Genomic DNA, 11,963 nt, shown 5'->3' with positions numbered 1-11,963 from the left:
CTGACCAACACTGCCGTCATACCTTCAAGACGAAGGTGATAAAGACAGCCGCACAGAGTGTGAATGTTGATACGGGCGAGTTCCCGTCTCGGAACGCCATACCCGAAAGAAAAAACGGCCGGCGTCTTTTTACAAACGCAGGCCGTTAATAGTAGCTGAGGTTAAAAAAACCGCCAGTGCTTCACCTCGCGGAAGACGATGGCGTAAGGATACGTACGAAATCGAAGCCGTGATGATGCATAAATTCACGCAGAATAAGCAATCTGGCGGAAAATGCCTTTTCCAGCGGAATATCTTCCCATGAGGCCGGCGTGCCGAGCATCACCCGTTCGAGACGTTTAAAGGTGCGTTCCATGTCCTCCAATGGCAATAACCAACCTTCAGCCTGTTCTTTTACCCCAGAGGTGCGCGCGATCTCGGCCAATGCCGGATCAAAAGAAAACAGCGATGAACTCTCAGGCAGTTCGTGACGGATGCCGATCACCTCATCCTCAACGGTCATAATCGCCAATTCCATTTCATCCGGCGTAGGAGGAATATGCTTAAAAAAGGCCTCCGCCGTTTTTTCAAAACCCACCGCCAAGTCAAGAACCGCTCCCGGCTGCGGCCCGGTTCCACAGACAGCCGTCGTTTGCCGTTCACCGATATACAGCAAAACAACAGGCGCGGCCGGCGCGACGAGCGCCCTTGCCTGTTCATAGTGCCGGCCGGTTTGGGCATCAATATCCATCATAATATCCCCTTGGTTGAGAACGTGTCCGGGGCTACCTCGCACAAATCGCCCGGGCGATATCGGCGGAGGTGTTCAACGCCCGGATTTCACCAAACAACTCAACGGCCTCGGTGTACTCTTTACGCAGATAGCCCAGCCACTGTTTGATACGGGCGACATGGTACAACCCGGTATCGCCCTGCTTTTCCAACCGGACGTATTTTTGCAGTAGCGTGACGACGTCCGCCCACGGCATTCGCGGTTGGTTATATTTTATCACCCGGCTCAGGTTCGGCACGTTAAGCGCTCCCCGGCCGATCATGATGGCATCGCAACCGGTGGTGGCCAGACACGCCTGCGCGCTTCGCCAGTCCCAGATTTCACCATTGGCGATCACCGGAATCGTCAGCCGCCGGCGAATTTCGCCAATGGCCTGCCAGTTAATGCGCTCAGCCTTATAGCCATCTTCTTTGGTGCGGCCATGCACCGCCAACTCCGTCGCGCCGGCCTGCTGCACCGCATCAGCGATTTCAAACTGGCGAGCGCCGGAATCCCAGCCCAGACGCACTTTCGCCGTCACCGGAAGATGGGCAGGCACCGCCGCGCGCATCGCTTTGACGCCTTGATAAATCAGTTCGGGATCTTTTAGCAGGGTCGCCCCGCCGCCGCTGCCGTTGACCAATTTAGACGGACAGCCGCAATTCAGATCGACGCCATACGAACCCAGTTCAACCGCGCGATAGGCATTTTCCGCCAGCCATTGCGGGTATTGCCCCAAAAGCTGGACACGCACCCGCGTGCCGGACGGCGTGCGGCTGGCATGATGTAACTCCGGGCATAAGCGATAGAAGGATTTGACCGGCAGGCGCTGATCCACCACCCGCAAAAACTCGGTGATGCACAGGTCATAATCGTTAATTTCAGTCAACAGTTCCCGAACCAATGAATCGAGAACCCCTTCCATCGGAGCAAGCACAACACGCATAACGTTACTCGGTGATAACAAAAAGCACGCAATGGTACTGTCCATCGTCAGGAATGCGCAACGGAAAAAACCAGCGGGTAAGGCAACATCCCTATCCGCGACAAGGATGCAACCGAAAATAGCGGACGGCGACAGTCAGGCCGGGGCGATCAAGCTCCCCCGGTTTCCACTGGCAAGTCAGTCGGTGAGATCGTCAATACGCGCATCCGGAGCGTTGTTCTTGACGGAGGCAATCCCCTTGTCGCGGGCATCGGCGGAGCTGTAGGTTTCGCTGCGGCCGATAACCTGATGATTGGGCGAGGTGAGCGTAAAATACGGCGAGCCATCCTTTGCCGTTAAGCGGTTATAGCGACCGTCATCGGGAGCATTCTTTTTTACCGACTCAATGCCGTTTTTACAGTTGGCTTTGGCGGTGTAGCCTTCGCTGGCAAGGATCGGTTCACCATTGCCGGCCTTAAGACGAAAATAAAACTGGCTGTCCTTACCTTGATAAATCTCGAACTTCCCACTCATCGCTATCACTCCTGACGCTGGTTAATATGATTGCTGGCGGCGTTTTTTGCCGGCCAAACGGTCACATTAAGTGTTGACCCATGATAAACAAGCGTCAAATGCGGGCGGGAGATTTTCGGGCATGAAAGGTTTGATGTCGGACGGGCGGCATACGCCGTTCAGAGTCTGAAGGAGCATATCGGCTCCCTGAGTTTGCTGACAAAGTCCGGTGGGCGGCGATAATGGATGATAGATTTCTCAACGATCTGAGGGAGCCGGCTGGCTCCCTCGTTTTAATTAGAGTTTATTTGCTGCGATTTTGCGGGCGCGGCGCGCGGCGTTGCCCTTCGCCGCCACCCCACGGGCTGGAAGCATTGCCGCCGCCCGATCTGCGTGGCTGACGGGCGCCATCGGCGCGCTTGTGCTCCCCACCCTGACCGCGAGGCGCGCCGGATTGGCCGCGTGGCGTGGCGCTGCGACCGCCGCCGCGATTTCCCTGCCGCCCGTTGACGATCGGCTCGGCCTTGATCGACGGGTCGGGTTCATAGCCCGGCACGGCGATGCGTGGGATCTCACGATTCAATAAACGCTCGATATCGCGCAACAGCTTATGTTCGTCAACGCAGACCAGCGACAAGGCCTCTCCCGTCGACTCCGCCCGGCCGGTACGGCCGATACGGTGTACGTAATCTTCCGGCACGTTGGGTAATTCATAGTTCACCACGTGCGGAAGCTGATCGATATCCAGCCCGCGGGCGGCGATATCGGTCGCCACCAGCACGCGAATGCCGCCGTCTTTAAAATTCGCCAACGCCCGGGTACGCGCCCCCTGGCTTTTGTTGCCGTGGATGGCGGCGGCGGTGATGCCGTCTTTCTCCAGCAGCTCTGCCAGATGGTTGGCCCCGTGTTTGGTGCGGGTAAACACCAGCACCTGCTGCCAGTTATTTTCACCGATCAACTGGGATAGCAATTCCCGCTTGCGGCGCTTGTCGACAAAATGCACGTGCTGGGTAACCAGCTCTGACGGCGCATTGCGGCGCACCACTTCAACCGATGCGGGGTTGGTTAACAGCTTATTCGCCAGCGTCCTGATTTCATCGGAGAAAGTGGCGGAGAACAGCAGATTCTGCCGCTTCGCCGGCAGTTTCGCCAGGACGCGGCGGATATCGTGAATAAAGCCCATATCGAGCATACGGTCCGCTTCATCCAATACCAGGATTTCAATCTGTGACAGATCGACCGCATTCTGATGCTCCAGATCGAGCAAACGCCCGGGAGTGGCGACCAGAATATCCACGCCGCCGCGCAGCTTCATCATCTGCGGGTTGATGCTGACGCCGCCAAATACCACCAGCGAACGCAAACGCAGATACTTGCTGTACGCCTGCACGTTTTCATCAATCTGCGCCGCCAGCTCGCGGGTTGGCGTCAAGATCAACGCCCGTACCGGACGACGGCCTTTTACCTGCGGCGCGTTGCTGCTCAGCAGTTGCAACAGCGGTAAGGTAAAACCAGCGGTCTTACCGGTGCCGGTTTGCGCGCTGGCCATCAGGTCGCGGCCGGCCAGCACCACGGGAATAGCCTGACGTTGTACAGGCGTCGGTTCACGATAGCCCTGTTCTTCAACAGCACGCAGGATATCGGCGCTCAGGCCGAGAGAATCAAATGACATAATAGAGAACAACTCCAGATCCGCTCTGACCGGGTAATAACCGGTGTAGTTTTCAGAGGGACAATAAGACGGGTTTGCCGGGCCACCATCAACTCAACAATAACGACGTAAGCAACAACCACGATGAACGGGCACAACTACGGTGCGTAACTGTGGCGATTGTAACAGAGTTCCGGGCGTTAAGGGATTTTTATCTGCAATGAATCATGTTATGCGAATTTACTTGCCCGTTTCGCGAGGGCCTTTTCGGGGCCGCAACAGCGGACAGGTGGAGCAATACTCCTGCGGCCGCGAGGCCTTATAGTAGAAACAGCAGGTGCGGCGAAATCGCACCTCTTTAAAACGGATACCCTCCGCGCCGGGGACAGGATGATTCAGCACCGGCACCCGCGTTTTCGGGCGGTAAAAAGGCTTCAGCGGATTGTCGTCGCAGTTAAAAAGATCGCCGGGCGCCTCAAGCAGCGCATCAAAATCCTGCCGTACCTGCTGCGCCAAGGTGATGCCGGGCGAGCATTCCGCCGCCGGATCGTCCAACTTAATCCGCTGTTCGTAGAGCGAAAAGACCCGTACCGCAGTGTTTTCCCACAGTATCCGCAGCGGCGCGTCCGACGCCGCCGCCAGCGCCTGCAACAGCGGCGAAAGATGGCTGCCGAACAGCGTGGCGAACTGACGCCGGCGCCACGCCTCACGCTGCCCCGCCGCCGGTTGCGAAACGGAGAGATCGTATAGCGGCATGGTGGAGATCCACTGCTGGCGATGGCCGTATTCCAGCACGCAGTTGTCCAGCGCCATATTCAGCCCTTTGTTGTACACCGACATGGCGTACAGGCTGGATGCGGTTGTCAGGAACGCAATCCGTTTGCTCAGCAGCGACGCGGTAATCTTGCGCGACGGCGACAACAGCGCCGGCGTAAGCTGATCCAGCAGCCGACGGCAATAGTCGGTATCCAATAGCGCCGTGCTGTCGCAGGCGTCGCGTTTATCCCGTTCCGCGGCCGCGGTCAGCCGCAGCGTAGTGGATAACATCGCCCACTGCTGCGCGTTAAGCATCCGTACCCGCGCTTATGGCGTCTCGCCCAAAGGGAATACACAGCGGCGTACCGAAAAACGGATCGGTAATCATCCGGCAGTTGAGGTTAAACACCGTTTTCACCGTGGCTTCGGTAAGAATATCGCCGGGTTTCCCCTGCGCATACACCGTCCGGTCATGCACCGCGACCATATGGTGCGCGTAGCGACAGGCCAGATTCAGATCGTGCAGCACCATTACAATGGTTTTCCGCTGCCGCACATTGAGTTCACGCAGCAAATCCAGCACCTCCATCTGATGCGCCAGATCGAGATAGGTTGTCGGTTCGTCCAGCAACAGAATGTCGGTATCCTGCGCCAGCGTCATGGCGATCCACACCCGCTGGCGCTGACCGCCGGAAAGCGAATCCACCGCCCGATCTTTCAACGTCGCCACCCCGGTGCTACGCAGCGCCTGCTCTACCTGGCGTTCATCTTCCGGCGACCACTGTTTTAGCCAGGACTGATGCGGATAGCGCCCCATCTTCACCAGTTGGTACACCGTCAGCCCTTCCGGTGCGGTCGGCGTTTGCGGCAGGATCGCCAGTTCTTTCGCCACCGCGACGGTGGATTTTTTATGAATATCCTCGCCATTGACGATAATCATGCCGCTCTGCGGTTTCAGCAGGCGGGCGAAGGATTTCAGCAGCGTGCTTTTGCCGCAGCCGTTGCTGCCCACCAGCACGGTAATCTGATTGGCCGGCAGCGCGATATCCAGCGCATCGATGATCACCTGCCGGTCATAGCTCAGCGTCAACGCCCGGCTTTCAATGGACTGACGCGGTACAGCACAAGGTTCTGTCGGACACATAACTCAGTCTTCTTATTGACGTTGCCGAATCAGCAAATAGATAAAAAAAGGCGTTCCCAACACCGCAATAAAGATCCCGGCGGGTAAATCCAGCGGCAAAAACAACGTCCGGCCGATCAGATCGGCCAGCATCACCAGATTGGCGCCCAGCAATGCCGCCACCATCGCCAGCCCGGGAAACCCGCGTCCCGCCAGGCTTTTGGCGATATGCGGCGCAATCAGCCCGACAAACGCCACCGCCCCGGCATAAGCGACCGCCGCCCCGGCCAACGCGACGCTCACCGCCAGCAGCGCCAGACGAATACGGCCCACCGGCATGCCGATGCCGACGGCCAGCGCATCATCCAGCTCATGGACATTAACGTGCCGGGCCCGCAGCGCCAGCACCGGCAGGATAGCCGCCAGCCAGCCGGCCAGCGCATACACATCCCGCCACTGCGCGCCATACACGCTGCCGGTCAGCCAGACATAGGCGGACAGCGTGGTGCCGATCGGGCTGAATACCAGCATCATGGTGGTCGCGGCGTTCATAATGGCGGACAATCCCACGCCCACCAGCACCAGCCTGATCGGCGCGCTTCCCTGCTTCCACGCCAACAGATAGATGGCGCCGGCCGTCAGCCAGGCGCCGCCGATCGCCGCCAGCGGCAGCCAGCGCAGGCTGACGCCGGCGGCCAGAAACGACAAAAAAAACACCGCCGCCGCCGCGGCGCCGCTGGTGATGCCCAGAATATCCGGCGACGCCAGCGGGTTGCGCACAATGCTTTGTAAAAGCAGCCCCGCTATCGCCAGCGCCCCGCCGACCAAACAGGCCAGCAAAATACGCGGCAAACGCAGTTCGGTGACAATAAATTCGATGCCGCGATCCGCATCACCGGCCAGCGCCTGCATCACCTCAAGCGGAGGAATAAAGACTTTCCCCGACGACAGCGAGGCCAGCATCACCAGCAGCGATAGCGGCAGGAGCATGGCGACCACGCCGGCCAGCCGCCAATCCAGCAAACGCGAAAAAGCGACGATGCGCAGCGGGTAACGGTTATCCATGCCGCATTCCTTTTCTGGCGAGATAAATAAACCACGGCGCGCCCAGTAGGGCGGTCATCGCCCCCACCGGGATCTCCTGCGGTTGGATCAGCAGGCGGGCGACCACATCCGACGACACCAGCAGCGTGGCCCCCAAAACCGCGCACCCCGGCAGCAGCCAGCGGTGGTCGGTAGAGAGCAAGCGACGCGCCATATGCGGGACGATCAATCCGATAAAACCAATACTGCCGGCAACGGCGACCGCGCCGCCCGCCAGCGCAATGACGCACAGTCCCATCAGGCTGCGGATCAATACGGTTCGCTGCCCCAATCCCTTTGCCACCTCGTCACCGGCCGCCAGAATATTAATGTGCCGCGCCAGCAGCAGGCTCAGCGTCATGGCGAGCGTAAACCACGGCATCATCGGCAGCAACTGCGCCAGACTCCGCCCGGATACCGACCCGGCCAGCCAGAACAGAATGCTGTCCAGTCCATCCTGATTGATGACCAGGATCGCCTGAGTAAACGCGGTGAACAGCGCGGTAATCGCCGCGCCGGCCAGCACGATCCGCAATTGGCTGCTACGGCTGTTCCCCAGCGTGCCGAGCGCATAAACCAGTCCGCCGGCGACCGCCGCGCCGGCATACGCCGTCCAGGTCAGCGACAGTGAAGAGGAAAGCGGCAGCCACGAGGAGAGGAAAACAATAAAAAACATCGCCCCGGCGTTCACCCCGAAGATACCGGGCGAGGCCAGCGGGTTGCGGGTCAACGCCTGCATCAGCGCTCCCGCCACCGCGAGACTGGCGCCGACCAGAATGGCAATCAGCGTGCGGGACAGCCGGGTGGTGGTCACCAGAATATGATCGATTTGCTGCGCATTGGGATGCAACAACGCCCTGATCACCACCGGGAAGGCAATGGTGGTCTGTCCGTACATCAAGCTGGCGATACAGACGATAAACAGCAACAGCACACCCAACAACAGCACCAGCGCTTTGCTCATGGCGCGGCTCCGGCAAACTGTTGTTCTATATCATCGAGAATGTTATTGGCGCCCAGAATGCCGCCGGACAAACTCCAGGCCACGCCGTCCACCTGATAGATACGCTGTTGCCGCGGGGCCTGCATCCGCAACCAGAGAGGATGCGCGCGCCAGTCCTGATAATTTTTCGCCACTGCCGGTTGATCCGATCGCATGAAAATGAAAAACAACCCGGCGTCCACCACCGGCATGCTTTCTTTAGTGGTCAGCTTTTGCATCACTCCCTGCTGATAGGCGTCGGGTCGCGGCCAGACAAACCCGACCTCCGACAGCACCGATCCGGCGAAACTGGCGGGCAGATAGCTACGCAGATGATCCGCGCGAAACTCCAGCACCGCCACGCTCAGCGGCCAGTTCGCGCCGAACCGGGTCGCCAGCCGCTGGCGTAATGTCGTTACCCGCTGCCGCCACTGCGTCAACAGCCGTTCGGCCTGCGCTTGCCGATTGAGCGCCGTCCCCATGACCTGTAGCGTTTTTTTAAACTCGAAAACTTCCTCCAGCGCCACCGTCGGGGCAATCTGCGACAGCAGGCCGTAGATCTTCTCATGGCGAAATCTTGAGGCCACGATTAAATCCGGCTTGAGCAGCGCGATATCCTCCAGGCTGGGCTGCGTTTCCAGCCCGACGTGCGCCACACCCCGCAAGGCCGGACGCAGATATTTATAGGTTGGCTTCTCCGTCCAGGAATCGACCACGCCGACGGGCGTCACGCCGAGCGCCGCCGCCGTGTCCGTCGCCCCCTGAAATAAGGTGACTACCCGCTGCGGCGTACCGGAAATCTCAGTGACGCCCAACGCATGATGGATCGCTCGCGGCGCTTCCGACGCCTGCGCGACGGCCGCCAGCAGAAACGACAGCATCACGGCAACGCTTAACCATTGCCGTGATGCCGATCTTAACGCGTAGTAAAGCGGATTAGACTCAGAAATCAATCGAATAACCCAGCGTTAGCGTGCGTCCGCGGCCGGAGAAATAGCGGGTGTCGTTGACCAGCGCGCTTTGGGAATAGTAGGTGATGTAGTTTTCATTCAATAGGTTAGCCACCGACACATTCAGTTTGCCGTAAGGCAGCTTATAGCCCACTGCGGCATCCACCAGCGTATAGCCGTCAAAGTCCTTATCGGTGCCGTCGAAGTTTTTGTTGAAGGCGTGATTCACCTGCACAAACGAACTCCATGTCTCATTCCAGTTGGCCGACCAACTGGCGATCAGGCGATCCGGCGCCACGTTTAATCCATCCAGTTTGGTATCCAGGCTGCCGTTGTTATCGCTGTCATATTTTCCCTGACTGTGGGCATACGACGCGTTGACCTTATGCCGATCGTTAATCTGATAACCGGCGCTCACTTCCACCCCATGGATGCGGGTACGCTGGCGGTCGGACACAAAGACATCCCCTTGCTGCCTGACACGTTCGCCTAGTTTGGACTTGGATTCATAGTAGCTGGCTTCGAAGTCAAACCGATCCCGTTTGAAACGGAATCCTGTCTCTACGTTATCCGTCACAATCGGTTTAAAGCCGTCAAAATTTTTCAGGCTAATACCCGGCTCATTAATTGAGCGCAGCGCACGACCGACATCCGGCATACCGAAACCTTCTGAGTAGTTGGCGAACAGGCTCAGTGAATTTGTCGCCGTATAAACAATACCGGCGTTATACAGCGTTTTATTAAATTTCGGGCTGCCGCCTTCTACCGTCACATTGTTGTTGGACGCCAGCGTTTGATAGGAACCGACTTCGAGCTTGGCAATTTCATGGCGCGCACCCGCGTGCAGCGTAATGTTATCCAGCAGTTGATACTCACCCTGAATAAACGGTGAGTAGTTGGTGTACTCCATTTCCGGCACATAAGTGCGCTTCGTCAGGTAGAGATCCTGTTTCCCTTTATCGTACAAGGTATCGAAACCGACCGTGACTTTCAGCGTGTCGTCCAGCAGATCGTCTTTGGTCAGCGCCAGCTTGGTGCCATACTTGTTGGCAACGGATCGGGACTGCTCGTAAAGCGTTCCCACCGGCGCAATGTCCGGATCCTGGAAAGTACCGGACAGCGTTGCGCCAAACAGCGCCTCATAGCGCTGATTAAATACCAACGCCGACAGTTTCATCCCCGCCAGATCGTGGTGTTCATAGGTCAGGCCGGTAGTCCAGATACTGTTATTCGGCGCTTTACCCGGTGGCGTGCCGCGTACCGACGTGGTGGGAATACCTTGATCCCGATCGCCGTCCACGCTGAGATAGTTATTTTCGCCTTTGATGTGATAACGATTGACGCTCAGTTGAACCCGCTGGTAGTCATCCAGCCAGTAACCCACTTTCGCCAGCAGATCGTAAGCGCGGGAATCCATAGTATCGCCCTGCGTGTTGTCCACGCCGACGGGGCGGTTTTTACCATCCAGATACAGTCCCTGATCCTCGTAACCGACAGAAAACAGGTAATCAAAATAATCTTCCCGCCCGTCGACCCGATAGGTGGTTTTATAGCTGGCGGTTTCGCCGCGGATCTTTTCCGTCGGAATGGTGGTCTGCACGTTGACATGCTGATTAAACGAACCATTTTCCGGGCGGCGGGTAATAATGTTGATTACGCCGCCGGTGGCGCCCAGCCCGTTGGTGGCGTTGGCCCCGTGGATCACTTCAATACGTTCCACCATGGAAAAATCGATGGTGTGCATTTCACGGCCGGTGGGGCGCAGCGGGTTCGACTGGGGAATACCGTCGATCATCACCAGTGCAGCACGGCCGCGGAATGTCTCGCCGCTGCCGCTCATTTTCTGGCGGCTGGGTGAAAACGACGGCAATAAATTGCTTAGTACTTGAGATGAGTCAGAAGAAATCAGCATCTGCTGCTCAATTTCTTCTTTGGTAATTACCGTGACGACCTGCGGTGATTTTTCCTGCTGGATATTGGAACGGGAGGCGGAAACCACCATCTCATCACCGTTATTGTCAGCATTGTTAGCCGTTTCATCTTGCGCATAAGCCTGCGAAATGAGTACGCATGGCATCAACGCAACTAAAGCGCGCACCTGATTCAATCTCTTCCCCTTAGATTCATCCAATTCGTCAACCCATCCGTTGCCGGCCATTGACGGAAAACGCAATCGTTATCCATAAAAAAACCGTCAGAATCCTTCGTTGCCAACGAAGGATTCTGGCGGATAGCTATGCCATTCTGATGTAGGTAATCTGTCCGGTAGCGTCGCCATGAGATTACTAATGCTAATTATTATCATTCAAACATAATAATTACAATACTTACGAAATATTTTCATTTCCATAACAAATGTAGTGATTTGTCATCTGCCCTTATCAGGTCTCCCGCGTTTTTCTTTGCTTGACATCAGCGCATCGGCGTCTGTTTAACCGTGCCGCCATTTAGTGATGTAGATCACATAAAAAGATGAAAAATGGCCTAAAGTTAATCATATGATTGATTGACTTTTGGACAGGCGGATCCATGGCTGACAAACCCGGCCTTCCCAGCCGTGGCGATCAAACGCGGCAACAGCTTATCAACGCGGCCCTTGAGGTCTTTGGCGAATATGGTTTGAAGGCCGCCACCACCCGTGACATCGCCAACCGGGCGGGACAAAACATGGCATCCATCGCCTATCATTTTCAGTCGAAAGAAGGACTCTATCTGGCGGTCGCCAGTTGGATAGCGGAGTATATCCGGCAGATTTACCGCCCGCTGGAAGCGGAAATCGAAGCCTATCTGCAATTACCGCCGACGCGGCAATCCGCAGAACAGACCATGGATTACCTGCAACGCTGCCTGTTCAACTTCAGCCGCCTGATGACCCGGCAAGAAACGTTGAATATCAGCCGGATTATGTCCCGCGAACAGCTCTCGCCAACGGATGCTTATCCGTTAATCCATCAGCAGGTCATTGAGCCGCTGCATCGGTTAATGACCCAATTGGTTGCCCGCTATACCGGAATGGACGAAGAGGATCGCCTGGCCACCATTCATACTCATGCTCTGATTGGGGAAGTGCTCGCTTTTCGCGTCGCGCGGGAAACCATTCTGTTGCGGGCAGGCTGGCAGGAAATCGGCACCGAACAAACAACGCTGATTCAGCAAATACTGGTAGAACACCTTGAAATTCTTCTTAACGGCCTGCGGGACAACCCTGCCCGACAGACGAAGGGATAAT

11 protein-coding genes are annotated in these 11,963 nt (G+C 57.1%); 1 reads left to right on the top strand and 10 read right to left on the bottom strand.

The window, feature by feature from the left end; genetic code table 11:
- Positions 1 to 181: 181 nt before the first annotated feature.
- The 10 genes from HOY33_RS05175 to HOY33_RS05130 all read right to left on the bottom strand — a co-directional run bounded on the left by HOY33_RS05175 (position 182) and on the right by HOY33_RS05130 (position 10,832).
- Positions 182 to 733, bottom strand: a complete 552-nt coding sequence (locus HOY33_RS05175; RefSeq protein ID WP_253906933.1) for a hypothetical protein — start codon at positions 731 to 733, stop codon at positions 182 to 184.
- A 31-nt stretch (positions 734 to 764) separates the two neighbouring features.
- Positions 765 to 1,697, bottom strand: a complete 933-nt coding sequence (dusC, locus tag HOY33_RS05170; protein WP_172289143.1) for a tRNA dihydrouridine(16) synthase DusC — start codon at positions 1,695 to 1,697, stop codon at positions 765 to 767.
- A gap of 177 nt (positions 1,698 to 1,874) precedes the next feature.
- A complete protein-coding gene (locus HOY33_RS05165; RefSeq protein ID WP_172289142.1) occupies positions 1,875 to 2,210 on the bottom strand; it encodes a YegP family protein in 336 nt (111 codons plus the stop codon).
- Positions 2,211 to 2,493: 283 nt separating this feature from the next.
- Complete coding sequence (rhlE, locus tag HOY33_RS05160) at positions 2,494 to 3,861, bottom strand: ATP-dependent RNA helicase RhlE (RefSeq protein WP_172289141.1); 1,368 nt, start codon at positions 3,859 to 3,861, stop codon at positions 2,494 to 2,496.
- Between the two features lie 219 nt (positions 3,862 to 4,080).
- Positions 4,081 to 4,911 (bottom strand): IucA/IucC family C-terminal-domain containing protein, encoded by an 831-nt coding sequence (locus HOY33_RS05155; RefSeq protein WP_172289140.1) that lies wholly within the window; start codon positions 4,909 to 4,911, stop codon positions 4,081 to 4,083.
- Positions 4,904 to 5,740 carry an ABC transporter ATP-binding protein gene (locus HOY33_RS05150; RefSeq protein WP_172289139.1) on the bottom strand — a complete coding sequence of 279 codons (837 nt, stop codon included), beginning with the start codon at positions 5,738 to 5,740 and terminating at the stop codon, positions 4,904 to 4,906. The genes HOY33_RS05155 and HOY33_RS05150 overlap by 8 nt, the downstream gene beginning before the upstream one ends.
- A 12-nt stretch (positions 5,741 to 5,752) precedes the next feature.
- Positions 5,753 to 6,784, bottom strand: a complete 1,032-nt coding sequence (locus HOY33_RS05145) for an iron chelate uptake ABC transporter family permease subunit (protein WP_172289138.1) — start codon at positions 6,782 to 6,784, stop codon at positions 5,753 to 5,755.
- The gene (locus HOY33_RS05140) at positions 6,777 to 7,766 is read right to left on the bottom strand and encodes an iron ABC transporter permease (protein ID WP_172289137.1); all 990 of its coding nucleotides are present in this window, start codon (positions 7,764 to 7,766) and stop codon (positions 6,777 to 6,779) included. The genes HOY33_RS05145 and HOY33_RS05140 overlap by 8 nt, the downstream gene beginning before the upstream one ends.
- Positions 7,763 to 8,737 (bottom strand): ABC transporter substrate-binding protein, encoded by a 975-nt coding sequence (locus HOY33_RS05135; RefSeq protein WP_253906932.1) that lies wholly within the window; start codon positions 8,735 to 8,737, stop codon positions 7,763 to 7,765. Before HOY33_RS05135 ends, HOY33_RS05140 begins: the two co-directional genes overlap by 4 nt.
- Complete coding sequence (locus tag HOY33_RS05130; RefSeq protein ID WP_172289136.1) at positions 8,727 to 10,832, bottom strand: TonB-dependent receptor; 2,106 nt, start codon at positions 10,830 to 10,832, stop codon at positions 8,727 to 8,729. The genes HOY33_RS05135 and HOY33_RS05130 overlap by 11 nt, the downstream gene beginning before the upstream one ends.
- 431 nt (positions 10,833 to 11,263) lie before the next feature.
- Here HOY33_RS05130 and cecR point away from each other — a divergent pair, with 431 nt between their 5' ends.
- Complete coding sequence (gene cecR / locus HOY33_RS05125; RefSeq protein ID WP_172289135.1) at positions 11,264 to 11,962, top strand: transcriptional regulator CecR; 699 nt, start codon at positions 11,264 to 11,266, stop codon at positions 11,960 to 11,962.
- The last annotated feature ends 1 nt before the right edge of the window (position 11,963 follow it).

It is taken from the genome of Brenneria sp. hezel4-2-4 (assembly GCF_013155275.1).
In the GTDB taxonomy this organism is placed as follows: domain Bacteria; phylum Pseudomonadota; class Gammaproteobacteria; order Enterobacterales; family Enterobacteriaceae; genus Brenneria.
Note: the sequence above shows the minus strand (reverse complement) of the source record. Positions and strands in the feature narration are given on the sequence as shown.

What these genes read in the sequence shown, in the direction of transcription:
- HOY33_RS05175 (WP_253906933.1), bottom strand. Translation starts at nt 733, where the DNA reads ATGATGGATATTGATGCCCAAACCGGCCGGCACTATGAACAGGCAAGG.
- dusC (WP_172289143.1), bottom strand. Translation starts at nt 1,697, where the DNA reads ATGCGTGTTGTGCTTGCTCCGATGGAAGGGGTTCTCGATTCATTGGTT.
- HOY33_RS05165 (WP_172289142.1), bottom strand. Translation starts at nt 2,210, where the DNA reads ATGAGTGGGAAGTTCGAGATTTATCAAGGTAAGGACAGCCAGTTTTAT.
- rhlE (WP_172289141.1), bottom strand. Translation starts at nt 3,861, where the DNA reads ATGTCATTTGATTCTCTCGGCCTGAGCGCCGATATCCTGCGTGCTGTT.
- HOY33_RS05155 (WP_172289140.1), bottom strand. Translation starts at nt 4,911, where the DNA reads ATGCTTAACGCGCAGCAGTGGGCGATGTTATCCACTACGCTGCGGCTG.
- HOY33_RS05150 (WP_172289139.1), bottom strand. Translation starts at nt 5,740, where the DNA reads ATGTGTCCGACAGAACCTTGTGCTGTACCGCGTCAGTCCATTGAAAGC.
- HOY33_RS05145 (WP_172289138.1), bottom strand. Translation starts at nt 6,784, where the DNA reads ATGGATAACCGTTACCCGCTGCGCATCGTCGCTTTTTCGCGTTTGCTG.
- HOY33_RS05140 (WP_172289137.1), bottom strand. Translation starts at nt 7,766, where the DNA reads ATGAGCAAAGCGCTGGTGCTGTTGTTGGGTGTGCTGTTGCTGTTTATC.
- cecR (WP_172289135.1), top strand. Translation starts at nt 11,264, where the DNA reads ATGGCTGACAAACCCGGCCTTCCCAGCCGTGGCGATCAAACGCGGCAA.